At 68.8% G+C, this 24,358-nt stretch carries 16 protein-coding genes and 6 pseudogenes; 12 read left to right on the top strand and 10 right to left on the bottom strand.

The window, feature by feature from the left end; all coding sequences use genetic code 11:
• Positions 1–720: 720 nt before the first annotated feature.
• Positions 721–1,248: a helicase associated domain-containing protein gene (locus ACIBSV_RS48725; RefSeq protein WP_395874157.1), complete on the bottom strand. Its 528-nt coding sequence runs from the start codon at positions 1,246–1,248 to the stop codon at positions 721–723.
• 553 nt (positions 1,249–1,801) lie between these two features.
• Here ACIBSV_RS48725 and ACIBSV_RS48720 point away from each other — a divergent pair.
• Both ACIBSV_RS48720 and ACIBSV_RS48715 read left to right on the top strand, forming a co-directional pair.
• Positions 1,802–2,671 (top strand): hypothetical protein, encoded by an 870-nt coding sequence (locus ACIBSV_RS48720; RefSeq protein ID WP_395874119.1) that lies wholly within the window; start codon positions 1,802–1,804, stop codon positions 2,669–2,671.
• Positions 2,672–4,794: 2,123 nt separating this feature from the next.
• Positions 4,795–4,992, top strand: a complete 198-nt coding sequence (locus tag ACIBSV_RS48715) for a hypothetical protein (RefSeq protein ID WP_395874117.1) — start codon at positions 4,795–4,797, stop codon at positions 4,990–4,992.
• Between the two features lie 112 nt (positions 4,993–5,104).
• Here the strand turns inward: ACIBSV_RS48715 and ACIBSV_RS48710 are convergent, their stop codons facing one another.
• A complete protein-coding gene (locus tag ACIBSV_RS48710) occupies positions 5,105–5,347 on the bottom strand; it encodes a DUF6303 family protein (protein ID WP_395874115.1) in 243 nt (80 codons plus the stop codon).
• Between the two features lie 949 nt (positions 5,348–6,296).
• Between ACIBSV_RS48710 and ACIBSV_RS48705 the strand changes: the two genes are divergently transcribed.
• Positions 6,297–6,707, top strand: coding sequence for a hypothetical protein (locus tag ACIBSV_RS48705; RefSeq protein WP_395874113.1), 411 nt, complete (start codon positions 6,297–6,299; stop codon positions 6,705–6,707).
• 43 nt (positions 6,708–6,750) lie between these two features.
• Here the strand turns inward: ACIBSV_RS48705 and ACIBSV_RS48700 are convergent, their stop codons facing one another.
• The 6 genes and pseudogenes from ACIBSV_RS48700 to ACIBSV_RS48675 all read right to left on the bottom strand — a co-directional run bounded on the left by ACIBSV_RS48700 (position 6,751) and on the right by ACIBSV_RS48675 (position 11,121).
• Positions 6,751–6,951, bottom strand: a complete 201-nt coding sequence (locus tag ACIBSV_RS48700) for an integrase core domain-containing protein (RefSeq protein WP_395874111.1) — start codon at positions 6,949–6,951, stop codon at positions 6,751–6,753.
• A gap of 92 nt (positions 6,952–7,043) precedes the next feature.
• Positions 7,044–8,456, bottom strand: a pseudogene (locus tag ACIBSV_RS48695) (IS30 family transposase).
• 137 nt (positions 8,457–8,593) lie between these two features.
• On the bottom strand, positions 8,594–8,785 hold the full coding sequence (locus ACIBSV_RS48690; protein ID WP_395874109.1) for a DDE-type integrase/transposase/recombinase: 192 nt from the start codon (positions 8,783–8,785) through the stop codon (positions 8,594–8,596).
• A 59-nt stretch (positions 8,786–8,844) separates the two neighbouring features.
• Positions 8,845–9,090, bottom strand: a pseudogene (locus ACIBSV_RS48685) (IS3 family transposase); the annotation flags it as partial.
• Positions 9,091–9,143: 53 nt separating this feature from the next.
• Entirely contained in the window at positions 9,144–9,461 is a 318-nt protein-coding gene (locus ACIBSV_RS48680; protein WP_395874155.1) for a transposase, read from the bottom strand.
• 76 nt (positions 9,462–9,537) lie between these two features.
• Positions 9,538–11,121 carry an IS4 family transposase gene (locus tag ACIBSV_RS48675; RefSeq protein ID WP_395874107.1) on the bottom strand — a complete coding sequence of 528 codons (1,584 nt, stop codon included), beginning with the start codon at positions 11,119–11,121 and terminating at the stop codon, positions 9,538–9,540.
• A 68-nt stretch (positions 11,122–11,189) separates the two neighbouring features.
• On the opposite strand from ACIBSV_RS48675, the pseudogene ACIBSV_RS48670 reads away from it, so the two are divergent.
• A pseudogene (locus tag ACIBSV_RS48670) lies at positions 11,190–12,418 on the top strand (CHASE3 domain-containing protein); the annotation flags it as partial.
• Between the two features lie 101 nt (positions 12,419–12,519).
• On the opposite strand, the gene ACIBSV_RS48665 reads toward ACIBSV_RS48670, so the two are convergent.
• Positions 12,520–15,327, bottom strand: a complete 2,808-nt coding sequence (locus tag ACIBSV_RS48665) for a WD40 repeat domain-containing protein (RefSeq protein WP_395874105.1) — start codon at positions 15,325–15,327, stop codon at positions 12,520–12,522.
• Positions 15,328–15,885: 558 nt separating this feature from the next.
• Here ACIBSV_RS48665 and ACIBSV_RS48660 point away from each other — a divergent pair.
• The 4 genes and pseudogenes from ACIBSV_RS48660 to ACIBSV_RS48645 form a co-directional block, all read left to right on the top strand.
• A pseudogene (locus ACIBSV_RS48660) lies at positions 15,886–16,941 on the top strand (reverse transcriptase domain-containing protein); the annotation flags it as partial.
• Positions 16,918–17,817, top strand: a complete 900-nt coding sequence (locus ACIBSV_RS48655) for a group II intron maturase-specific domain-containing protein (RefSeq protein ID WP_395874153.1) — start codon at positions 16,918–16,920, stop codon at positions 17,815–17,817. The pseudogene ACIBSV_RS48660 and the gene ACIBSV_RS48655, both read left to right, overlap by 24 nt.
• Before the next feature lie 138 nt (positions 17,818–17,955).
• Positions 17,956–19,750, top strand: a pseudogene (locus tag ACIBSV_RS48650) (reverse transcriptase domain-containing protein).
• On the top strand, positions 19,747–20,850 hold the full coding sequence (locus ACIBSV_RS48645) for an IS3 family transposase (RefSeq protein WP_395874103.1): 1,104 nt from the start codon (positions 19,747–19,749) through the stop codon (positions 20,848–20,850). The pseudogene ACIBSV_RS48650 and the gene ACIBSV_RS48645 overlap by 4 nt, the downstream one beginning before the upstream one ends.
• 162 nt (positions 20,851–21,012) lie before the next feature.
• Here the strand turns inward: ACIBSV_RS48645 and ACIBSV_RS48640 are convergent.
• Positions 21,013–21,162, bottom strand: a pseudogene (locus ACIBSV_RS48640) (MerR family DNA-binding transcriptional regulator); the annotation flags it as partial.
• A gap of 107 nt (positions 21,163–21,269) precedes the next feature.
• On the opposite strand from ACIBSV_RS48640, the gene ACIBSV_RS48635 reads away from it, so the two are divergent.
• From ACIBSV_RS48635 to ACIBSV_RS48620, 4 genes are all read left to right on the top strand, one after another.
• Complete coding sequence (locus ACIBSV_RS48635) at positions 21,270–22,169, top strand: NAD(P)-dependent oxidoreductase (RefSeq protein ID WP_395874101.1); 900 nt, start codon at positions 21,270–21,272, stop codon at positions 22,167–22,169.
• A complete protein-coding gene (locus ACIBSV_RS48630) occupies positions 22,166–22,597 on the top strand; it encodes a PPOX class F420-dependent oxidoreductase (protein ID WP_395874099.1) in 432 nt (143 codons plus the stop codon). The genes ACIBSV_RS48635 and ACIBSV_RS48630 overlap by 4 nt, the downstream gene beginning before the upstream one ends.
• 137 nt (positions 22,598–22,734) lie before the next feature.
• On the top strand, positions 22,735–23,199 hold the full coding sequence (locus ACIBSV_RS48625; RefSeq protein ID WP_395874097.1) for a lasso peptide biosynthesis B2 protein: 465 nt from the start codon (positions 22,735–22,737) through the stop codon (positions 23,197–23,199).
• Positions 23,200–23,322: 123 nt separating this feature from the next.
• Complete coding sequence (locus ACIBSV_RS48620) at positions 23,323–23,604, top strand: hypothetical protein (protein WP_395874095.1); 282 nt, start codon at positions 23,323–23,325, stop codon at positions 23,602–23,604.
• Positions 23,605–24,358: the final 754 nt, after the last annotated feature.

Below are 24,358 nucleotides of genomic sequence, written 5' to 3'. Positions count from 1 at the left end.
AAGAGAGAAATCGCCTCGATGGGGCGGTTCCGGTACACGACGCGAGGAGAATCCGATGGCCGCGCCCCACCACTGAGTCCCGAGCAGCGCCGGCCGGCGATTCACCGTGAAACCGAACACGAGAGGCGTCTCCCGGTCCAGCCGTGACCCTTCCAGGGCGCGGTCCGACGCCACCCCACGGTGACCGCGACGGCGTGCGCCCGCGGCTCCGGATGACGAGGCCGGGTCCGGGGTACGGGCGGGGATGCCCGCCCTTACGCTCCCCGTCGACGTCGCCCTCGCCACCCGTGTCGACCGGGTCCCCACCGGGTCGGGCTGGGCCCACGAGGCCAAGTTGGACGGATGGCGGCGGACGTTGCTCTCCGTCAACCGAGATATGGCCAGCCCTGGCCGGGCTACTGAGGTTTTCGGCTGAGGGTGACTACGGAGCCGCGAGGGTGGCTTTTTTGCTGAGTGCGGGAGCCGTTTCGGCGCTGCCCAAGTGACGTCAAAACGAACTGACGCCGCTACCTCAGCTGGAGCGCAATCCGCCGTCGCACCGGGAGGCCGGATGGGAAGTCGTCAAGGGTCGAAGGGCCGTGTTCGGCACGGCCGGAGGCCTTGCCCAGGAGTTCGGACGCCCACCCGGGTTCCGGATGCCGTTGCCGCCCGTCCCGATGGGATCGCGCGCCGGTGATCATCCACAAGCCGCACGAGGCGTTCCTACCACCGTCGTTCCAGTCAGGCGGCGCAACCTGCGGTGCGACCATGGCACCGAGAAAGCGATTCATCGCTGTCACGGGGTGACCGAACTGCTGTCGTGGCGTGCCCAAGAGCGCTAGCACATGCGTGGCCTGGCTGTCGTGGGGATGCACATTCCTGTGTCGGCCGGGTCGAGAGCGGGTGTGCTTGCGCCCATGAACGCGAAGTCGCCTCCGCCGCCGGTGTCTTCGATCCCGGGCACGTCCCGCACGCCGCCGCTTCCCCCCGCCGGCGCGCGACGGTGAGTCCGTCGTCGAAGGCGGCGTCGGGGTGTGACCACACCATCCCGAGCATGACGAGCGCGCGGGTGCGCCGCTTGTCGAGGCGTCCGGCGGCGTACCGCTTTCGTTGGACGGCGGCCCATTGCCCGACCGGGTATCCGTGGTCGTGCCCGTCGCGCGCATCCAGCGGAATCCTGCGGTGGTTGTGTACGCGCGGGAAGCGGCGTGCGGCGAGGTAGCCGCGGTTCCAGTCGCGTTCGTCCGGGTCGATGACCCGCAGCCGCACGAAGTCCGCCGCCGCCGGATCACGCGGGCTCGAGAACCGCGGGAACGGCCGCGTCTCGACCGCCACGCCCTCACCCGACCCATCGATGCCCGGCAACCCACCCGGACCCTCCAGGGCCCCGCCCACGCCCTCCTCGGTGCCCACATCGCCCGCCGCCGCGCCGCCCTCGGCCGTGTTGTCCGCGTAGCCGTCGGATGCGTCGTCGACGGCTGCCCGGGCTGCGCCGCGTGCCGCTACCCGGGGGACGGCGAGTGCTTCGACGAGTTCCGGGGCGTGCGCGCGCAACGCTTCAAGGGATGGTCACCAGGTACCGGTGTCCGTTGCCTCGTCCGTGTCGATGCCGATGTGCCGGAACACGATGTGGACGAGCAACGGCTCTCCGCGTCGGGCGGCGGCCGCCGTGCGCCCCGGCAGGGGTAGGGGAGGGGTGATGCCCCGGGAGGTTGCGGCCTCGAACCTCGGCCTCCTTCGGTCCGGCTTCACGGTTGAGGTGCGGGACCGGTGCCGGCGGTCGTTGTCGGCCCCGGGAATGCGCGTGCGTACCCTTGACGGCATGAGCGATCGAATCGACTCCCGGGTGGCCGGGAACATCGAGTTCTTCCTGCGAAGGGCCTTGAGGACCGAGGGAAGTTGGAGTCCGGCGAGCCTCGCGGATGCCACTCTCGAAGCCGTCCACCTTGGGGGAGAATCAAACGAAGGCGTCGAGGTTCGCGGACGATTGTTCCGAGGGGGCCATGCCGACGTTCCGTTGCAGCCGGGCGGATGGCCGGATTCCGGGGCGGCGACTCTGGGGCAAGCGCTCGACAACATCTGGGGGCAGGCGGCGGAGTATTTCCCCGAGTGGGTGGCCGCCATCCGCCGGGAGATATTCGGCCTCGTGGTGGTTCGGGTACGAGGTGGGGATCACGTGGCCTACTTCTCGCGTTCTCGTCGTATACCCCGTGGGACGCAAGCCCAAAGGCTGAGCGACATCGATGAGCCGGGGCCCGGCGCCGGCGCGATCAACGTAATGTGGTCCGGCCCCCCGGCCGACCGGCGTTCCGACGACGAGACCATTCCCGTGTCGATCCGCGCTCTGGCGGCAGCGCACCGCTCACTGCACGCCGGTGACACGAGCCTTCGATTCGACTCGCCGGGCACCGAGAATCTGGGCGACCTGTTGCGTGAACGCTACGAAGGGGCCGAACCGGACGAGGAGGAAGAGGACTTCACTCTGGAGGATCTGAACGAGGGTGTCTTCGACGCGTGTTTCTACTTCGGTCATGACAATTCGGCGGCGGAATCATACTTCATCGATCTCCACGAGCAGAATTCGACCGTAGACCCGCTGGTCGTCACTCTGAGCCCGGACGGTGCGAATCACGGAGACCGTTTCGGGGAGTGGTTCGATCACCAGGCCCGGGCCGCCCTGTTGGGTTTGTGAGCCCGAGGACGTCGAAGCCCTCGTGGAGGTGGCGGTAGCCGGTGGCCTGGGAAGTCCCGGCATCAGGGGCGAGGCAGTGCACGCAACCGCATTCGCGGAACCGGGGGTGCCTCGTCTCGTCGGGGTGGTCGGTTCGGTGCTCAGGTGGGTGTGGGGAGAGCGTGGAGCCGGGTGATGCCGTCGAGGATGTGCAGGGTCCGGGGCCATCGTTGCGATCGACGGACGACGACGCGTCGGCCGGTGCGGATCAGACGGGCGGCGGTCGAGAAGAGCGGAGACGAGGGCGACCTCAAACGATCAACGCACCCCGCGTTGCGGGGACGGTCCCGACCGTGCCGTGACCGGGCTCACGAACGGCGGGTTGGCCCCGCGTCGCGGGATGCTCTGCAATTGCCGGATTACCCGAACGCGGATGACGACAATTTTCCGCCGGAATGAGCCGGGAATTGTGAGTGGTCGTTGGTTGTGGTGTGGAGTCGCGGAGCGTTGCGGTGGTGGGGTGGGTTGGTGGCTCGTCTGGGGTTTCGTGTGTTGGTTGAGAGTCCGGCGGGTAGTTTGGTGGTTGCGGGTTGTGGTGGCGGGGGTTCCTCGGGGCGGGTTCGGGTGTGGTGGCCGCCCTCGCGCCGCACGCCGAGCGGGTCGGGGTCACCCCCGCCACGCTCGGTCAGGTGCACCGGGGTCTCGTGGTTTCGTGGGAACGGTCCGGGTTTTCTCGGTGATGTGTTGATGTGTCGTGAGGTGGCTGCGGGTTTTCGGTGTTTCGGGGTGTCGGGTGCGGGGGTGGCCCGAGGTGGGTATCTGCGGGCTTGATCGGCCTGGTTGGTCTGGTGTTCTGCGGCGTTCGGTGGCGATGTCCGGGGCCGGTGACGGAGTTTCGTCGGGATCGGTATCGGCTTCTTTCCGGGGGCGGACGGTTGCCGGTCAGGGCGGGTTGTGGTGGTGGAGCCGCGCCCAGGGGAGGTCGTCGGGTGCGATCGTCAGGCGGGGGAGTTCGGGGTGGTCGGCGATGTGGGCCAGGGCCCGTGTGTGCCGATACGCGTAAGCCCGCTCGTGGGGTGTGGCCTGCGGGGCGGCTCAAGGGAGTGTGACCAACGCGCGGGCGAGGGCGACGGTTTCGGGATAGGTCACGACGGTGCGGGCCGGGAGAACGGCCGAGACGCCGCCGGTCGCGGCCAGGGCGGGGTTGCTCGCGGTGAGCCTGCCCAGCCGCCTCTGCCGGCGTCGTGCCTTGTGGTGTCCGTGGTCGTTGCCGGCGGGTGGTGATCGCCGCCGTTCAGGCGTACGCGGCCGTGTCGTCGTCGCCTCGTGTGAGGCGCCGGTGGGACCGGTGCGCGAGGCCGATCTCGGGTAGCCCAGTCGTGTCGAGGGGGCCCGGCAGGCGGTCCTCGCTTGCCCGATACCGGTGGCGGGGGCACCACATGCGGTCCGCGGGCGGGTACGTCCATGCCACATCGCCGGCCCCGCGGGTGCGGCGTCGTACACACGGCGGGCACGCCCGGACGGGTCGCTCGTCGGTGGCCAGGACGCGTGCCCGCGCGTGGGCCGTCCGCCTCGGCGCCGTGTTCTCCTCGTCGATGCCGGTCGGCCCCACCGCGTCGTCGGTGCCGGCCGCCTCGGCTCTGCGGGGTGAGGGCGGGGCGGGTACGGGCGCGGTGATCAGAGGAGGGAGGGCGTGTGCCAGGTGGTTGTGGGGGGGGGTTCGGGTGCGCGCGGCCAGGCGGTGTAGCGCCACGTGGTCGAGGTGGATCTCGACGCGCGGCGGTCCCGGTCCCGTTCGCCCTCCCGGGCCGCGTGTTCGATGCCGATGCCGCCGGCAACCGGGGCACCTCCATGCGATAGGCGCCCGGGAGGCGGTTCAGGTACGAGGCGGTCGACTCGGACGCCACGGGCGCGATCCCCAGGGCGTCCGAGGGCGGGAGTTGCGGGTATCGCCACGTCGGGCCCGGGCCGAGGTGGTTCCCGCCGCTTCCGTCGCCTTCGTGTCTCCTCCCGCCGCGCGCCTTTACCCTCCCGCGTGCCTTTTCGTTCGCGTTCACGGGACGCGTTGCGCCGTCGCGCGGGCGGGCGTTGCGCGCGCCCGAGCGGGGTTGCGGGGCCGGTGGTGCTCCTGGGCGAGGTGGTCGATGCGCCGCGCGATCTCCGGCGCGATCCCGGCCGGACTCCTCCTGGGCCCGGGCCGCCTCGGCGAGGCGTGCGCGGCCTGGACCACAGTGCTCGACGACGCCGATACCTGCGCAGCGCACGCCTGGACACCGCGATCGCCCTCGTGCGTGCCCGCCTGCGGCCCCATGCCCGCGTACCCGCCGCCGCCGTACTCCTGAAGCGGCCCGGCCCGAGCGGAACCACCGCACACGTGCCGGCCGCGATGGAATGATCCTCATCTGCCGGCCGGGCCCACCGAATGGATGCCCCGATGTGCCTGAGCGTGCCGGGTCAGTCGATCGGTGTTACCTCGGCCCACGCAATCAGGATCACGGGCGAGTCGTCGTCGGTGTCGTCCGTGCGCTCTTCGTCCCACGACCATTCCTCCGTGGTCTCGTAGCCCAACTCGGCCAGCGCGGCCGCGCGAGCGGCCACGGTCGGCACCTCGGGACCCGGCAGCGTGGTCCCGGGCCAGTTGCCCATCGATCCGAAGAGCGGGATGTACAGGCCCCAGCTGTTCCCTCGCAAGACCATATTTGCGGTGTACCTCGTGCTCACAACGTGCCCCTGTCCGAAGGTCGATGTCTCGCTCTCACGCCACCACATCACGCACTCACCGGGCCACGCAGGTGACCCGTCGCAGCGAAGTTGGTCGACCGGCTCGCGCCGACCTGCGCGGACTTCTGCTGGAGCCGGAGCACGCGGAGCCGGTGTGGCGGGACACGGACGGCTGGTACCCGGCCGGGACCCGCCTTCGGGTCGTGGCCCTGGGCTACACCACACCCGGACCCGGCGAGCTCCGACCCGCGCTCAACTGCGCCCGGCCTCCGACCCGAACATCATCGACGCCATCACAAACCCGTGAACGCACGCGTGGGAGGGCGACGTCGACGTACTCGCGGCCGACTCCTACGAACGGCACGTCGGCCGGCGTCGTGTTCCCCGCGCGGCCGTACGCCGAACACGGGAGACGCGGCGTCCCCGGGGCGTGTGTGGGGTGTCGGTCTGCGGGTTGGGCGGTTCCCTGCGGTTTTCGGGGGGTGAGCGTGGGTTCGATGGGGGTCGGGTTGGCGGGGTGTTGGTTCCATGTGTCCGTGGTGGGGTCTTCTCCGAGCAGTTCGGCTGCGGTGATGCACAGGTCCGTGCCGTAGATCTGGGCCGCCGCATGCGGAGCCCCACAGGTCGGTCGCGGCCTGGGCGACGGCGCGGAAGGTGTACTCCTCGTCGACGCGCGACACACGGATCCGGGCGGCCGTCTCCGGTGTCATCGTCGTCGAGTCTTCGGGTTCGTGGGTCATGCCGCCGACCCTGGGTACGCCCCGCGACAGGCGGCCTTGGATTACGTGCCGACCAGCCCGAACATCGCGGGTGGGGCCGGGGTTTCCGCGGGTCTCGGCTGCGCGGTAGGCGGCCTGAAGGGGCGCGTGTCGGTACGGGCGGCCGCACCGCGTTCCCTGTCCGACTGCCTTGATAGAACCTCTTCATGGCATTCAGATTCACCGCCCGCGTTGTCGGAACCGAGATTGATCCCGACGGCTGCTTCACCGAGGCCGGCCTCGCGGAGGCCGAGGACGGCAGCGGCTTCATCCTGTTGTTCATGTCGGGCGAGGAAGATCCCGACGACCAGGAGGTCGCCCTGGGAATGGACACTCATTGCCTGGTCACGGCCGGGCAGGGGACGGCCTATGGCTGCGTGCACGAAGCCGTCCTGGAGGGCAATGTCCTTCGCGTCGTACTGGACCCCGAGGCGCTGGAGAGCCTTCGGCTGGAGGACGGCGAAATCGAGGCCGTCATCGAGGCCCCGGCGCAAGACGTGGCCCGGTTCCGGGAGGTCCTCGCTCGGGTGCTCGCCTATGGACGGGCGGACGCCTTGCCCACCCGGGTGGCGGTCTGATTGAGGAGCCCCGCGTTTTCCGGACGGGTTGATTGCTGTTGTTCTATGCCGCGAGGTTCAATTCCTGCTCTGGGTGCAGGACTTCGTGGGGTGTGCGATAGCCGAGTCCGGAGTGCAGGCGTCGGCGGTTGTAGAGGCCTTCGATGTATCGGACGACTTCACCCCGTGCCTTCGCGTGGGTGGTGAAGACGTAGCGGTGGAGCCATTCGTTTTCGAAGCCCCGAAGATGACTCCGCCAGGGCATTGTCCCAGCAAACACCGGTGCGGTCGACGGACTGCCTCATCCCGTGACCGGCGACCGACTTCGCGAACTCTTCGGACGTGTAATTGGCGAGTTCAACCGGTCGTTGCAACACCTGGTTGTTGTAGTGAGCGTAGCTGCTCCTCGAAGACCTCGGCTGGTGTCCGCCTACCGAGGATCTTGCGGGGCCGGTTGTTGATCGCCAGGGCGACGGCTTCGAGGTCTGCGGACGACCAACGGGACAGGTCGGTGCCCTTCGGGAAGTACTGACGCAGCAGCCCGTTCGTATTCTCGTTCGTCGGTCGTTGCCAGGGTGGGTGCGGATCGGCGAAGAACATTTTCGTCCCGGTTTCGACGGCGAACCGGGCGTGGCCCGAGAGTTCCTTTCCGCGGTCCCAGATGAGGGTTTTGCGCAGCTGCTCGGGCAGTTTCATCATCGATGCGGTAAGCGCCGTGTTCATCGCGACTGCGCCATAGCCTCCGAGCGAGGGTCCGTTCTTCACGGGCGAATTCTCGCCCCAGCCCTCGAGCCGGGGCAGGTGCACCAGAAGCGTGGAGCTGCTGCTGCGCTCGACGAGCGTGCCGATCGCAGATCACCCCGTCCCGATGATCAAATCTCCTTCCCAATGTCCGGGGACCGCGCGGTCTGCGGCCTCGGCGGGGCGTTCGCTGAGGACGACGTCCGTGGTGACGTGCCCCTGCGGCTTGTTCTGCGACCGTGCACGGGGAGTCCGCAGTGCCCGGCCGGTGCGCAGGCATGCGACGAGTTCCCGCTCGAGCGCGCCACGGCCTTCGATGAACAGCGCCTGGTAGATCGCTTCGTGGCTGATGCGCATGGACTCGTCATCGGGGAACTCGGCACGAGGCCGGTGCGAGATCTGTTCCGGACTCCAGGCCGTCGCCCACCGCCTGTCCTGCCGATGCGGCTTGTTCAACCCCTTCCAGGCACGCGTCTCAGGCCCGGTGACGATCGTGGCGTCGGGTCGACGGACACTGCCGGCGAGCCGATCCTGCACGTACTCGCGCAACCTGTCGTTGCCCGCGAGCCTCACGGTCTTCGGACGCTTCGCGGCCTGCTGCGCTTTCCACTGCGCCACCAGAGCCCGGTAGACCGACTTGCCGCTCCGGGTCGCCGCGTTGCGGCGCAGTTCGCGTGAGATCGTGCCCGCGTCGCGTCCGATCCTGCGGGCGATCTCGCGCACGCCGAGCTCCTGGGCGCGCAGCAGCGCGATCTCCCCACGCTCAGCGAACGACAGGTACCGGCCCGAGGGCTCTTCCAGGCTCAGCGGCGTCATACCGCCGGCGTGTCGAAACCACCGGATCCCGACCGGTGCCGACACGCCGACCCCATCGGCGGCCTGGACCGTAGTGACCCCCGACGCGATCAGGCGCCAGAACTTCCGTTGCACAGCGCGCGACGGCTCTGGGCGGCCGGGCGAGCGCATCGGCGCCCGCATCGCCCGATCCGCGGCCCACTGCCGTCGCGCCCCGGCCGGCACCTGCCGCATCAGCTTCCTCGGCCGTCCCATCCAACACCTCCGTGATCAAGGTGTTGCGACGACCGGTTGAATCCGCCTTGCGAGCCGGTGTCGCTGTGATGGATCAACTCCCCGTGCAGGACGGGGTGTTGCGTGCGGTCGCGCTGTCACAGGCCCATTTCGAACGCGGAGAGTACGAGGTCGGTCCGCTTGTCGGTGGCGGCCGACCAGCCGACGACGCGGCGGGAGAAGGTGTCAACGACGAACGCGACGTGGACGGTGCCGGCCCATGCGGCGACGTGGGTGAAGTCGGCCACCCACAGGCGGTTCGGCGCCGTCGCGACGAAGTCGCGTCGCAACGGTCCGGCGCCCGTGTGGCGGTCGGGTCCGGTTCGGTGGTGCGGACCTTCCGGCCGCGGACGGCGCCGGAGAGCCCGGCGTCCTTCATCGGCCGGGCGACGGTGCATCGGGCGACGTCGGTGTGGCCGCGGCGCTTCAACTCGGCCCAGACCTTGCGGACTCCGTGGACGCCGTGGTTGGTTTCGTGGACGTTCGCGATCAGGGCGGTCAGTTCCGCGTCGCGAAGGGATCGTGCCGAGGGGGTGCGCTTCTTGTGCGCGTGGTAGGTGCTCGGGTGGATGCCGCAGTCGTGTGCGGTGAGCACGGTGCAGATCGGCTCGACTCGGCCGAAGCGGTCCCGGTGCTCGTCGATGAAGGCTACGAGCGCGTGTGTGGCCGGTCGAGCTCGGCCGTGAAGAAAGACGCCGCGGCCTTGAGGATTTCGTTCGCGCGCTTGAGTTCGGCGTTCTCCTTTTTCAACGCCTTGAGTTGCGCGGATTCCTCTGTCGTGGTCCCGGGCCGGTGACCGGAGTCGACCTCCGCCCGGCGTACCCAATGGCGCAGCGACTCGGGTCCCACGTCGAGCTTGGCGGCGATCGATCGGATCGCCGCGTGCTCGGACTTGTACCGGTCACGGGACTCCAGTAGCAGGCGCACGGCCCGCTCCTTGAGGTCCCTTGGATGGTGCTTCGGCATGATTCGTCCGATTCTCTCAAGAGCCAGAGTCTCGATCAAACTCCAAGGCCGCGTAGTTAAGGCTTGTCGGCGCAGGTCAAGGGACTGGTGAAGGGCAGGTGTCCGGGATCGTGTATCGGCCGCGGGTGGGTTTGCCGAGCAGTCCTCGACGAGCCCACGTGGCCAGCTGGACGCTGAAGCTGTTGATGTTGGTGATGCCGAGGACCTGTGCGAGTTCGCTCGGGGTGAAGGAGCGGTCCGGGGTGGCTCCGAGGAACGCGAAGACGCGGTCGACGCGGGAGCCGGGTTTCATAATTTTCGCTTGGGCAGCTGGTGAGGGCTCGAGGCGGGGTGCGGTTCCCGGGCTCTCCACGTCGATGTCGATGCCGGTGATCCGAGTGCTGGTCAGAGGGCGTTCCTCGAGCGGGCGGCCGGCGTAGCGCGAGATCGGTGACTTGACCTTGCGAGCCGAGAGCCGGGCCCGGCGGGCGGGGAGCGGGTGTGCGAGGACGGCGGTGGCGATGGACCAGGGCGGGGCCGGATCGTGCTGGTCGGCGATTCCAGCGGCGCGGACCACGGTGGCTTGGGCGGTGGCGGCGGCAGCGGTGAAGCTGACCCGGTCGGGATCCAGATCTGGTCGGGACCGGGCGGCATCGACCATCGCGTGGCGCAGTATCTGGTAGAGCGTGAGCAGGGACCACAGTTCCTGTTCCAGTCCTGCCGGGTCCATTGAGCGCAGTACCCGTCCACGTAGCAGGGTGTGGCGCAGGGCGAAATAGCTCGATTCGATCTCCCAGCGTTCGTGGTAGAGGGCGATCAACTCGGTTGCCGGGTGGGCGCGGTGGTCGAGCAGGCTGGTGGCCAGCGCGTAGTGGCCTGTGACGCTGGTGCCGTCGGCCAGACGCGTGGTGACCTGTGCTTGAACAACGCGCACGTCGAGTCGGCCCAGGCGGGTGAGGATCGAACCGTCGGGCAACACCGCGAGGCGGGGCAACCTGCGGCCCGCACGCATACGGACCAGGAACTGCGCCCCAGTCGTACGGACGGCCGCGAGAAACTCACCGCCGTCGAAGGCGCGGTCCGCCAGCAGGAGCATGTCCGGCGCGAGCCGGTCGACCAGGCGCGCGGCGTAGGTGATCTCTCCGGTGCCACGTGGCCCGAACACGGCGCCGAGCAGGGCGCGGGTGCCGGTTTCGGCCAGTGTCATCAGTTGCAGACACGGGTAGCCGTGGAACCCGCCACGGCCGGTTGCCGCGCGCCCGAGCCAGGCGCGGTTGCGCCCCGAGTCCGGGCAGTGCAGCGATGCGCATCCGTCGAAGGCGACGGTGCGCCAACGCCGGTACCGCAAGCCCGGGGTGCGCGGATCTGCAGCAGGCACCGCGAGGGTGTCGAACAGCAACTCGACCGGTTTGGGGCCGATTCGGCGGCGCACATCCCGCAGAGCCTTCTCCGAAACCCGTGCCGCACCGGGAAGCGCACTGGTCAGCATGGACCACACGCGCATATACCCCAGGTGAGGGAACAGTCCGAGCGCCAGCAGGAAGTAGATCCCGACCCGCGACGGCAGTAACCGCAACCGCTTCTGGACACGACCGGTCTCTGCCAGAACCGCATCGACCAGGTCAAACGGAACGTATCTCGTCAGCTCGCCCAGGTGGCCGGCGGTGAACGCATCGGCCACAGGACCCGCTCCCTCCGGAGCGGGCGCGGTGGAATACTGGAACGGCAAGGGGACCTCTGAACCTTGAGATGTCTTGGCGGACTCCCGAGGTATACCAGGGGCCCCTCGCCTTATCTCGGGATCTTCAAAGCCCTCTTGACCTGCGCCGACAAGCCTTAACTACGCGGCCTTGGATCAAACTCGGAGCGGTTCACCTGGGGCGGGCCGGGTCGATAAGCGAAGACCTCGTGGACGTGCGGTCCCCGGCCCTGTCCACCGCCCTGCGCCTGGAATCGGCCCTGCTCAACCAGGAAACCGGAATCCGCGGATACGGGCTCACCGGCATCCCGGAGTTCGTGACCCCCTTTCGGCAGGGACTACTCGAGCAGGAAGCGGACACCGCGCAGCTGACGGAGCTGTTGCGCGGCGACCCCGCTGGCCTGCGTGATCTCGTGGCGGTGCGGGACGCGGTGGGGAGGTGGCAGGAAAGGATCGCCCGCCGCCGCGCCGCCGGGCGCGCCGTCGTCCCTGGCCACCGAACGGGCAGCAGAGGGCAAGGTACTTTTCGACCAGGTGCGCGCCGCCTCGAGCAGCCGGCGGGAACGGCGGCGTGCGGACCGCGCCCGGGCCAGGGACGACCTGATGGCCACGACGGCCCTGCGGAACTGGGTCTTCGGCGCGACCGCGGTGCTCATCGCGGTCCTGGCGGCCCTGGTCTTCGAGGGTCTGCGCCGCGGTATCCGCACGCCGCTGGAACGCCTCGAGACCGATGCCGCACCATCGCCGGCGGTGACTTCGACCACCCCATCACCGCGACGGCCCCGCCGACATGCGGCGCCTCAGCGGCGAGATCGACTTCATGCGCCGGCGCCTGGTGCGCGAACTCGCCTACACCGAGGAGGCACGCCTGCACCTGGACTCGCGGGCGGCCGACCTCCAGCGATCCAACGCCGAGCTGGAACACGTTCGCCTACGTGGCCTCCCACGACCTGCAGGAGCCGCTGCACAAGATCTCCAGCTTCACCCAGTTGCTCAAACGGCGCTACGGAGGGCAACTCGACGAGCGGGCGGACCAGTACATCGACTTCGCGGTCGACGGTGCGAACCGCATGCAGGGCCTGATCACCTACCTGCTCGAGTTCTCCCGCGTGGGAAGGTTCCACAACGCCCTGCGGAGCGTCCCCTGGACGATGTGCTGGAGGAGACCCTGTCCGCGCCGAGCGTCGGTGTCGAGGAGGCCGGGGCGACGATCACCCACGACCCGCTGCCGACCCTGGTCGCCGACCCCACGCAGATGGGCATGCTCTGGCAGAACCTGTCCCGGACGGTCACCGCCACGGCCCGGTCGATGGTATGGCCCGGTGCAGGCGCCGATCGCGGTGAGCGCGACATGGCCGGCGTCGTATGGCGGCGCGCCGGTCAACGCATGGAGAGTAGGGCGATGCCGGGTCCGAAGGCGATGGCGAGGCGGCCGTCGGGGAGCAGAGCGAGGGCGCCGATTTCCTCCGGGACGGTGAGGGTGGTGCCCACCTGTCGGCATGTTGTGGCGTTCCACAGTCGGATGGTTCGCCGGTCGCCGGTTGTGACCACCAGCGGGTGTCCGTCGATCTCGGTGGCGGATATCGCGCGTACCCTGTCGCCCGTGTCGACGGACCCCACGTGCTCTCCGGTTTCGGGATCCCGGACGTGGAGTGTGTTGTGGAGGGCGGTGATCACGAGCGGGCGCACGGGCGAGGCGATGACGGTCAGATGCTCGACCTTGTGCTCGTACCGGAGGGAACGTGTCGTCTCGCCGGACTCCGGATCCTGGATCCGCACGGTGGCACCGTCGTCTACCGCGACCACCCGTCGCCCGCCGACCGTCATGGGCAGGGCGGCCCTGATGTACTCGGCGTGTCCGGTCAACGGGGGCAGGCCGGCCGGGGTGCCGTCGTCCAGGTTCCATCCGAGCACGCGGCCGTCGTTTCCGGCGGTGAGGGCCACCGGGCGGCCGTTGTGTTCGGTGGTGGACACGTTCAGCACCCGGTGGCCGGACCCACGGCGGTTCACGCGTACGGTGCGCGTGAGTTCGCCGGTGGACGGATCCCAGACCCGCAGCCTGGCTCCGTCGGACGTCACGACTGCGGGCCGATCGTCGAGAATCGTCGTGGCGACGCTGTCGACACGGATCAAGTGCCCGATGAGCGGCGGGCACAGCTCGGTGCCGTCGGCAAGGTCCCACACGCGCGCACTGCCGTCACCACCGCCGGTGACCAGATACGCCCCCGAATCCGTCTCACCTGCCGCGACGTCGAGGATCTCCCGGTCGTGCCCCCGGCGAGGCCCCGCGACGGGGGTGGAATCGGCGCCCAGGTCCACCACGAACGTGTGCCGGTGCGTGCCGACCAGCGCGACCACACGCCCGGATACGACCGCTGTGGTCACCCTGTCGACGAATCCGCGCGAGTCCGCCGAGACCGAGACGGGCCTGCCGACGGCATGCCGGTCACTCGCGTCCCACACACTGACGACACCCCCGGAGTGGGCGGTCACGATGACGCTCCGGCCGTCGATCTCGGCGAGGGCGGACTTGACGCAGCCGTCGCCGAGGGCGTCGCCGAGTTGCTCCCCGGTCTGCGGGTCCCACAGGCGTACCTCGTCGTCGCCGCTGGTCACCACGGTCGGTCGGCCGTCTATGGACGCGATGGCGGCGCTGGAGATCCAGGCGTCCACGCGGTCGGGGTCGTCGGTGGTCAGGGCCGGGCCGAGGGTTCCGCCGCTTTCGAGGTCCCACACCAGGCCGGTGCCGTCCTGGGCTCCGGTGACCGCGATGGGTCGGCCGGCCGCCTCGCCGACGGCGATCGCGGTGATCGCGCCGGGCTCGTCGATCTCCGGCCGCTCCGCCGTGGGGGTGCCGAGCGGGGCACCCGTACGCAGGTCCCACATGCGCAGTACGCGGTCGCCGCCCCCGCTGACGATCACCTGCTCACCGGCCACACGGGCCACCGCCACCGCCTTCGTGCTGCCCAGGTGCCCGGTGAGCGGATCGCCGATCGCGGTGCCATCGGTCAGGTTCCAACGCTGGACGAGCCCGCCACACCTGCCGCCGCATCCGTTGCGGTCACACCAACCGGTGCATTCGGCGCCGGTGACGACGATCCAGCGGCCGTCCGACTCGGTGACAGCGAGGGCTTGGAATTCCTGCGTCGACTTCAATTCGGCCTCGACCACGGCCGCGCCCGTGGCCAGGTCGTGCACGTGCAACGTCGCCCCGCTCAGCGTGACCAGGACCGGCCTGTCCTGGACCACGGCGGTCACCTGGCTGCCGCCGACGTCGAACCGTGCGCGCACACGCGAGTCGAGCCGGGCGCCGCACGCCCATTCGACGGTCCAGGTCTCCGCGGGCGCGTCGGGGATCGGGACGGCCGCGATGGCGCGGGCGAGGTCGTTCGCGCCCCAGCGCGCGGCGTCCATGGTCAGGAGTTGGCGGCGGGTCACGAGGCCGGCGGCGCGGTGGCGGTCGGCGGACGTGCGGTAGACGTCGGCGGCCAGTCGGGTCTCGACCGAGGTGACGTGATCCAGAAGAGGCAGCAGATCGTTCGGGTCGGCGTGGACAAGCGTGTGCGCGTCCACTACGGGCTCATCCCCCGGGACCCCGGGATCGGCATCCGCATGGGGGAAGTCCAAATGCGCGCTCAGCGGCCGTAGTTCGCCAAGCAGCGTGGAGAGCCGGCGGCCCGCCCCAACCCGGTCTCCACCCTCGTGGTCCACCCGGTGAACACGGAAATCACCGTCCGCCTCGGCCTCGGCGAGATCGACGAGGAGATACCACTGCCCGTCGTCGTGGCCGATCGCATACCAGGCCCGGGGAATCTCCTCGGCGACCAGTCCGGCTTCGACTTCGCACTCTGCGGGCAGGTGAACCTCCCACCCGAACTCGTCGTCGGTGGCGAGGCGTTGCCACGACGGCCACACCACTGCGAGCACCACCTGCACCGCGGGCGGCACGGGGTGCTCGCCCGCAGGCGTGCGTACAACCCGGTCACGTGGCCGAAATTCCTCGGGGATCCGGCCATTCAAGCGGGCGATCCGGGCGAGGACATCCTGGCCGAGGGCATCAGTGGGTACGCCAGGCACGATCGACAAGGCAGCCGCCTTCTGGAGGGGACATGGTTCGAGCCATGATGCCGGCCGCCGGCGACACCCGGACCCTGTGCACTTCCGGCGCCCGATCGGGTTCTGGCTCATCTTCGGTTTGCGCCGTGAGGCGCTGTTGGTTCGAGTGGAGGTGGAAGACCTGCACCAATCCCCTGTCGCAGCAGTGGGGTTGAAGCTGAGGGCAGCCTGATCCGGGTGATGCCGGGGGGCGGGAGCGGCCCTGACAAAGCCGGGACGTATCCAGCACTGCCAGATGGGGTGGGGCCGGCGAGCGTGACGGAGAGGAGTACGCGAGGAACCGGCGTTTTACGTCTCTCAAAGCGACACCGGCTCGAACCTGGCGGATCGGGGCCGGAAGCGGTGCGCATCCGGGGTATTTCTTCGAGACTCCGGAGAACTCCCTCGGGCGGTATACAAAAGCTGCCCGGGAGGTCACGAGGAAAGCCTGCGGCGTACTCGTGGCGATGCCGCTGGAACACAGTCGGGCTCCTACTTCGTCGAGCGAACCACAGTGAACACGGGAACCGTTCCGGATCTCGCCTCGCCGTCTGCTTCCGGCAGCCGGCCGGAGCCGGGCGCATCGACCGCCGATCGGTTCGGGACGGGGCGGAGCCGCCGTAGTACTCCGAGGCCGGGAAAGCCGGTCACATGGGAAAGGGCGGCAGCGGTATCGAGAAAGGGAAGGACGCTGCAACGCCGGAGGACGCCTTGCTGAACAGCGGGGCTCCGGGTCCTCGGGTCCGGGTACTGGAGATGCGGACCAAGCTTCACCGTCGGGCGGTGGCCGATCCCGGCCGCCGGTTCGGCGACCTGTTCAACCTCGTGCACGACCCGGCGACGCTGTTGACGGCGTTCGACCGGGTCGCGGGCAACCGGGGAGCCCGAACGCCCGGCGTCGACGGCCTGACGGCCGCCGATGTCGAGACGTTCATCGGCGTCCCCGGATTCCTGAACGCCCTGCGGACCGCGCTCAAGGACGGCTCGTTCCGTCCGTTGCCGGTGCGGGAACGCAGTATCCCCAAGCCGGGAGGCTCGGGGAAAGTCCGCAGACTCGGAATTCCGACGATTGCGGACCGAGTCGTTCAGGCGGCGCTGAAGCTGGTGCTGGAACCGATCTTCGAGGCCGATTTCATGCCGGTCTCCTACGGTTTCCGGCCCCGACGGCGGGCTCAGGACGCGATCGCCGAGATCCACTGTTTCGGCACCCGGGGATATCGCTGGGTGCCGGACGCGGACATCGAGGCATGCTTCGACTCGATCGACCACACCGCCCTGATGGACCGAGTGCGACACCGGGTGAAGGACAAGCGCGTCCTGATATTGGTCAAAGCCTTCCTCAAGGCCGGGATTCTCACGGAACTCGGCGAGAACAAGGCGACGTTGACCGGCACTCCGCAAGGCTGAATCCTCTCCCCGCTGCTGGCGAACATCGCTTTGTCCGTGCTCGACGAGCACCTTCACGAGCTGTGGGAGCCGGGCGGGACGATGTCCACCGAAGGCAAACGCGCCTACCGGCGCCGCAAGGGTCGGCCGACGTGGCGAGTCGTCCGCTACGCGGACGACTTCGTCGTCCTGGTGCACGGCACCGAGGCCGACACCGCGGCGCTGCGCGAGGAGGTCGCCGACGTGCTCGAACCCCTGGGACCGCGTCTGTCACAGGCGAAGACCCGGGTCGTGCACATGGACGACGGGTTCGACTTCCTGGGAATTCGCATCCGGTGGAAACGCAAAGGAGGCACCGACAAGTGGCACGTCTACACCTTCGTCGCGGACCGGCCCATCCGGTCGTTGAAGGCGAAGGTCCGTGCCCTGACGAACAGGACGTCGCAGCGGGACCTTGCCGCCGTGCTGATCAGACTCACTCAGATCATGCGCGGTTGGGCCGACTACTTCAAGCACGCGGTCGCCAAGCATGTCTTCGGCAGGCTCGACGCCTTCGTGTGGTGGCGGCTGATCCGCATGTTGCGGGAACGCCACCGATGGAGTTGGGGCGACGTCCGCCGCCGGTTCACCACCCCGACGGGGCGGTGGCGACCGATCACGGCGGACGGGATCGAGTTCTTCCGGATCTCATCGGTGACGGTCAGCCGATACCGATACCGGGCAAGCACGATCCCCAGCCCATGGCAGCCCGCGAACCCCGTCCGACGGCAGAGACCGTGGAGAGCCCGTTGCGTTGAGAGGGTGCGCCGTTTCACTCGGCGCTGGATCGCCCCCACCGGGGGCCGAGGTTCGGAAGGAGATGACCTTGGGGCTACCCGCCTGACCTGGACGCGAAAGCGCGAGGGGACAACAGCATGGCGGGAAAGCGTGGAGCGTCGAGAAGGCGTCAAAGGCGCTGCCGCGCAAAGCCCGCGTGATACGGCGAAAGCCATACTGCCTGAAGCCCAGCGGTGGAATACGCACACCCTGCGACACGACGTCTTGGGTCGCAGCCGTCGGCATCGGACGAGTCCGACTTTCCTCGTCTCAACCCTTCCGGCCGGCGGGCGGCGGACAGCGAGTTCGCTCAAGGGGACGGACGGGCCGCCTAAGTCACGCTCGATACGTCCAGCGCAAGGGGAATACGGGATGGCCTAAGGGGCGCGAGCCCTATGGCTACGGAGGGGTCGTAGTAATCGTCGGAGTAACGCCCGACCGAGGAGGACGGGAAAGCCGTCCGCACGGGCGAAGGGCCCCAGGTGTCAACTGATCGTCCATGTCGGTGAGGTATGCGAAATGCAGAGCGCCGAATCCTTACTGGGGATCATCCGTGAACGCGGCAGAAAGGGATTGCCACTGGAACGTCTCTACCGGTGCTTGTTCAACCGGGATCTGTACCTGCTCGCCTATGGGCGGATCTACCGCAACGACGGTGCGATGACGCCCGGCATCACGGCCGAGACCGTGGACGGCATGCGCCTGGCCAAGATCGAGGCGATCATCGACGCGCTCCGAAGCGAGCGCTACCGGTGGTCGCCAACGCGTCGCGTCCACATCGAGAAGAAGGGAAGTGCGAAGAAGCGGCGCGGGTTGGGTCTGCCGACGTGGTCGGACAAACTGTTGCAAGAAGTGATGCGCCTGCTGCTTGAGGCGTACTACGAGCCGCAGTTCTCCGATCATTCCCACGGGTTTCGGCCCGGTCGGGGCTGTCACACCGCCTTGCAGAAGATCTATCCGGGCTGGCGGGGCACGACGTGGTTTGTCGAGGGTGATATCAAAGCCTGCTTCGACAGCTTGGATCACAGTGTCCTGCGGTCGATCCTGGCCGAGAGGATTCATGACAACCGCTTTTTGCGGTTGATCGATGGACTGCTCCGGTCTGGATATCTGGAACAGTGGCGTTATCACGCAACGTTGAGCGGTTCGCCGCAAGGCGGCGTGATCTCGCCGATCCTGTCCAACATCTACCTGGACCGGCTGGACAAGTACATCGAGACGAACCTGCTGCCCGCCTACAACCGGGGAGCCCGTCGGAAGTCCAATCGGCCGTATATGCGGCTGTGGCAACGCGCCTTCAGGCTGGAGGAGCAAGGAGAGTTGGAGGCGGGTCGGACGCTTCGCAAGCAGATGAAGACCATGCCCTCTCGTGATCCGAGTGATCCGGGCTACAGGCGGCTGAACTACTGTCGCTATGCGGACGATTGGCTGTTGGGTTTCACCGGGCCGAAGCGGGAGGCCGAGGAGATCAAGGCCGAGATCGGCCGGTTCCTGCACGACGAGCTCAGGTTGGAACTGTCCGAGGAAAAGACCGTGATCACTCATGGGCGGACACAGGCCGCCCGATTCCTCGGCTACGAGATCGTGGTCCTGGACAACGACACCAAGCACGACCATCGCGGTCAGCGCAGCATCAACGCGCAGATCGGTTTGAAAGTGCCTGCTGACGTCATTCGCGCCAAGTGCCGTCCTACATGCACCCCGACCGATCCGACGGACCGAACGTACGGTCAACAGCGACTTCTCCATCGTCGCCCAGTACCAGGCGGAGTTCCGCGGGATCGCCGGTTACTACCAGCTCGCGTTCAACCTCCACCGCCTCGGACGGTTAAAGTACGTGATGGAGCGCTCGCTGACCAAGAGGCTGGCGCGGAAGTATCGCGTCCGCGTCTCGAAGGTCTACCGACGCTACCGGACCGTGCTGAAGACCGACCAGGGCCCGCGTCGCGGGCTCCGGGTCACCGTCGAACGCGGAGAAGGAAAGGCGCCGTTGGTGGCGCAGTGGGGCGGAATCTCACTGAAGCGAAAGATCAGGATCGGGAATCTCGACGACCATCCGAAACAGGTGTGGAACAGCTCGCGCAACGAGATCGTAAAGCGCCTGCTCGCCGATACCTGCGAGATGTGCGGGTCTCATGACGGTGTCGAAGTGCACCACATTCGGCATCTGAAAGACCTGAACGTTCGGGGACGGGCCGCCAAGCCCGTCTGGGCTCAGATGATGGTCGCGCGTCATCGGAAGACCCTGGTCGTCTGCCGTGTCTGCCACGAAGGAATCCACTACAGCGGACGTCCCTCGCGGCAGAACTCATGAGAAGAAAAGGCACTGGAGAGCCGGATGCGATTAACGTCGCACGTCCGGTTCGGGAAGGGGCCGTCGGAAAAGGACCCGCACCACGGGCACCTCGCCGGCGGCCTACTTCACTGCCCGCCGGGTCGGGAAGCGGTCCGGGGAAACGGTCCGGTCGAAAGACCGGAACCGCGCCCCGGGCCGACTTTCACCGACCGTCCCCGGACGAGGCCGAGCAGGTGATCGACCACCTGCGCGACAAAGGCCTCGGGGCCGATCCCGTATGCCGGGTGCCGGACCTGTCACCGTGGACGTACTTCGCGCGCAAGAAGCGCCCGAAGTCGGCGCGGCGGCTGCGCGACGAGCAACTCGTGCGGCTGATCGAAGCCGAGCACGTGGAATCCGGTGGCACCTACGGCGCCCGCAGGATCACCCGTGCCCTGGCCCGCAAGGGCCACCCGGTCGCCCGCTGCACGGTCGAGCGTCTGATGCGCGAGCTGGGGATCGAGGGCGTCATCCGCGGCCGCCGTCGCCGCACCACCGTCACGGAGCCGGCCGCGCCGCGGCCGCCGGACCCGGTCGACCGCGTCTTCGCCGCGGACGGCCCGGACCGGCTCTGGGTCGCCGACCTGACGTATGTGCGGACGTGGTCCGGCTGGGCGTATGTCGCGTTCGTCCTGGACGTGTACTCGCGGATGATCGTCGGTTGGCGGATCGCCGAGCACCTGCGCACCGAACTCCCGCTCGACGCCTTGGAAATGGCGTTGTGGCGACGGCGGATCAAGAAGGACTCGGGCCTGATCCATCACAGCGACCGCGGGTCGCAGTACGTGTCTATTCGCTACACGGAGCGACTGGCCGACGTCGGTGCCGCCGCGTCCGTGGGCTCGGTGGCGGATTCGTACGACAACGCGATGGCCGAGGCGCTGAACGGCACCTTCAAAGCTGAACTCATCGAAATGCAGGGACCCTGGCGGGACTTCGCCCAGGTCGAGCACGCCGTGGTGCACTGGGTCGGCTGGTACAACGACGAGCGCCTGCACTCGGCGTTGGACTACGTGCCACCGGTCGAGTACGAGCAGCAATACTGGGCGAGCCAGGAGCAAGTCACGCAGTCCGCGTGAACAACCGCAAACGGACTCCACAAAACTCGGGTCAGCTCAGTTCGCCGAGTCCCTGCGGGCCCCACCTCACCGGCGCGTGGCACGCGTGCCACGTGACGGTGGACCGCCACGAGGTCGGCGGGGCGGGTCTCGACGTTCACGAATTCTGCATTTCGAGCAGACCCTGATCCGGGCCACGGTCCCGACCGCCGCGTCGGTGTACTCGCGGTAGCCGCTGGCGCCACGGCACGGTTCGAGCAGGCCTTGGGCCTCGTAGTAACGCAGCAGAGGCGCACCGACTCCGGTGCGGCGGCTCAGTTCTCCGATCAACACGCGTGTTCCTGCTTGACCTTCATAACGGTGTGAAGGTTGAGGATTCTCCCATGACCGAGTCCTTCGGTCGGTCGACAACAGCAGCGCGTATCGAACGGGAGCACCTCATGCCCACATCTGACACCGGCCCCACCCCGGTAACCGTCCTCGGCCTGGCGTTGATGGGCCAGGCGCCGGCCGCGGCGTTCCACGCCGAGGGACACTCCACCACCGTGTGGAATCGATCGGCGGCCAAGGCCGAACCGCTCGTTGCCCGTGGTGCGATCCTCGCGGACTCGCCCCGCGACGCCGTCGCGGCGAGCCCGCTGGTGATCGTGTGCGTCACCGCCTACGCCGCCGTGCGCGAACTCCTGGATCCGCTGGAGGACGTGCTCGCGGGCCGGGTCCTGGTGAACCTGACCTCGGGCACCTCGGCGCAGGCCCGTGAGACCGCCGCGTGGGCGAGCGCGCGGGGGGTCACCTACCTCGACGGCGTGATCCTGGCCAACCCCCAAGCCATCGGCACCATCGACGCGGTCCTCCTCTACAGCGGGCCGCACGCGGCCTTCGACACACACGAGTCCGCCCTGAGGAGCCTGGGGGCGGCCACCGCCCACCTGGGCGACGATCACGGCTTGTCCGCGCTGTACGACATGGCGACGCTCACCATCATGTGGAGCGTCCTGAATGGATTCCTGCACGGCGCCGCACTGCTGGGCACGGCACAGGTGGGTGCCGCGACGTCGATGCCGTTCCTGCGGCAGGGCATCGAGACCGTGAGCGGATGGCTGGCCGAGATGGCGGACCAGATCGACAGTGGCAACTACCCTGGCGGCGGTGCCACCATCGACACCCACCTGGCGGCGATGGACCACCTCATCCACGAGAGCGAGTCTCTCGGCGTCAACGCCGAACTGCCCAGGTTCGTCAAGACGCCGGCCGATCGCGCGGTCGCCGGAGGCCACGGCGGCGCAGGGTACGCGGCCGTGATCGAGCAGTTCCGCAAGCCGTCGGCGGCCCGGCCGTGACCGCCGCACCGTTCGATCCGCACTCGCTGCTCGCGGTGAGCCGCCTCGGCGTCCTGGCGACGATCAGAACGGACGGTCGTCCCCAACTGTCGCCCGTCCAGCCGTTCTTCGATCGGGCGGCCGGAGTCGTCCACGTGTCGACGTCCCAGGGAACCGCCAAGGTCGCGAATCTGCGGCGGGACCCACGCGCCACCCTGGAGGTGACCGGCCCGGACGGCCTGTCGTGGGCCACCGTCGAGGGCACGGCCACCCTCACCGGGCCGGGAACCGACCCCGATGGTCCCGAGGTTGCGGCGTTGGTGGACTACTACCGCATCGCCGCCGGCGAGCACCCGGACTGGGACGAGTACCGGTCGGTCATGGTGGCCGAACGAAGGGTGCTCCTGACGATGACGGTCGACCACGCGTACGGCGCCAGGATCGGCTGACCGTGCGGCGCGGCCTCCTACGCAGGGGGTGTGGTCCGGTGCGCCGAGCCTGCCACGCCCCCATCCGAGGCCGGCGCCGGGAGCCGTCCCGCCGCACGGGTGATTCGGCCGGGCCGTGCGCCGTGTGAGAGCCGGGCATGGGTTGGACCGAAGCGGCAACCGATGGTCCCCGACACCGGCACAGTCATTCGGCCCGTCGTTTCGAGTCGGAACCCCGTGTCGCGCGACACCACGCCCGAATCGAGCACGCTGAGGGAATCGGTTCGGGTGTTCGCCCGCAGCGCCTGCTCAAGGCCCTGCCGCTGCGGCACTGCCTCACCGTCACCCGCGTCCTGCGACGCGCGACCGCCCGCCGCCCGGCGAGTCGCGACGAGACGCTGCGCCACCGCGTCGCCGCACGCCTGCACTCCGGCCGCGTCGCCTGCGTGGAGACCGCGCTGGCCACCCCGCTCGCCGCAGTCGCACACGGGCACCACACCCACCTCGTCCTGGGCGCGCGCTTCGACCCCCTCGAACTCCACGCCTGGACCACCACCCGCGGAGCGATCATCGGCGAACAAGCCGAACTCGATCGCGAACTGCACCGAGTCCACACCCTCTGAACCGGCGAACCGCACCGATCCGAGCACGAGTTGCGCGACGGCCGTAGCCTGCGACTCCGGCCGCGCCAGGATTCGCCACCCCCGAACGAGGTTACTCGTTCGGGGGAATTTCATTCTCAGGCAGTGACCGAAAGCCAAACCCGCCCCGGGGACATCCTCGTCCCCGACCCCGAACCCCCCGACCGCTCCCACGACAACGCCTTCGCCGACACCTCCCTGCGCCGCATCGCCGCTCGCGTCCCCGCCGATCTGGCCCTGACCGCACGCCTGGCCTGGCACACCGACCCCCGCACCCTGCTTGTGATGACCGCAGCCCAACTCGGGGCCACCACCGCGACCGCGTTCGGACTCCTGGCCACCGCCGACGTCTCACCCCCTGCTCGCCCTCAACGACCGCCCCTGTGAAACCACCGTCCGCGCCGCCGCACCAGCCCTGACGCTCCTGGTCGCCGCCGCGAGCGTGCGCGCGATCCTGCAGGCCGTCATCTCCGCCGCCTCGGCCCCGCCTGGGCGAAACTCGTGCCCGGATCCCGGATTCGACGGCGCTGAAGGCACGCGGGGCGGACATGGGTCTTCGACGCGGGCGGTGGCCCGGTCGCTCGTGGGACTGCGGCGAACGGCCCCGGAGGCCGACGCCGTCGCACCCGCAGACCTGCCCCTCAACTGCGGCCCCGATCCCCACCCGTCCGAGGGAATCGCGCCCTGCACCTGCGGCATGTGGTGCTCCGTCGCGCGGGACCGCCCGTCCGCCTTCTGTGGAGCAGTCGTCGGTGGGCAGTGTCATGAGGGGTGTCGGACGCGCAGGCGGAAGCTGCGCGACAGCAGGAGCGGCGACAGGACACAGCCGCGCGTTCCTCGAGACGTGGCGGACGCACCGAGCGTGATATTTTCCGCCAACCGGGCGCTGCCGCCATGGGGTCGGGTGGGAGGCGAGCTTGGTCACGGGTGGTCCGTTCGCACGCATCGGTTCCTGGATGCGCCAACAAGGCGCGGGTGTTCGCCAGGCGAACGAGGAGATCGTCAACCCGTGGCTGCGGGATGCCGGCAGCGCACCCCAGGTCGACGTGAGCTGACCCGGGTTTCGTAGAGTGTTGCGGTTGTTCAGGCGGTCTTCGTTTGTTGTTGCTGCGGGTACTGTCGGTACGCCTGCTCGTACTCG

Origin of the sequence: Embleya sp. NPDC050154 (assembly GCF_044460165.1) — a bacterium.
Taxonomy (GTDB): domain Bacteria; phylum Actinomycetota; class Actinomycetes; order Streptomycetales; family Streptomycetaceae; genus Embleya.
Note: the sequence above shows the minus strand (reverse complement) of the source record. Positions and strands in the feature narration are given on the sequence as shown.

Bases quoted from the DNA above. Each gene is read 5' to 3' on its own strand.
- ACIBSV_RS48720 (WP_395874119.1), top strand. From the start codon at position 1,802: ATGAGCGATCGAATCGACTCCCGGGTGGCCGGGAACATCGAGTTCTTC.
- ACIBSV_RS48715 (WP_395874117.1), top strand. From the start codon at position 4,795: ATGCGCCGCGCGATCTCCGGCGCGATCCCGGCCGGACTCCTCCTGGGC.
- ACIBSV_RS48710 (WP_395874115.1), bottom strand. From the start codon at position 5,347: ATGGTCTTGCGAGGGAACAGCTGGGGCCTGTACATCCCGCTCTTCGGA.
- ACIBSV_RS48705 (WP_395874113.1), top strand. From the start codon at position 6,297: ATGGCATTCAGATTCACCGCCCGCGTTGTCGGAACCGAGATTGATCCC.
- ACIBSV_RS48700 (WP_395874111.1), bottom strand. From the start codon at position 6,951: ATGCCCTGGCGGAGTCATCTTCGGGGCTTCGAAAACGAATGGCTCCAC.
- ACIBSV_RS48680 (WP_395874155.1), bottom strand. From the start codon at position 9,461: ATGCCGAAGCACCATCCAAGGGACCTCAAGGAGCGGGCCGTGCGCCTG.
- ACIBSV_RS48665 (WP_395874105.1), bottom strand. From the start codon at position 15,327: ATGAGCCAGAACCCGATCGGGCGCCGGAAGTGCACAGGGTCCGGGTGT.
- ACIBSV_RS48655 (WP_395874153.1), top strand. From the start codon at position 16,918: ATGGACGACGGGTTCGACTTCCTGGGAATTCGCATCCGGTGGAAACGC.
- ACIBSV_RS48645 (WP_395874103.1), top strand. From the start codon at position 19,747: ATGAGAAGAAAAGGCACTGGAGAGCCGGATGCGATTAACGTCGCACGT.
- ACIBSV_RS48635 (WP_395874101.1), top strand. From the start codon at position 21,270: ATGCCCACATCTGACACCGGCCCCACCCCGGTAACCGTCCTCGGCCTG.
- ACIBSV_RS48625 (WP_395874097.1), top strand. From the start codon at position 22,735: ATGGGTTGGACCGAAGCGGCAACCGATGGTCCCCGACACCGGCACAGT.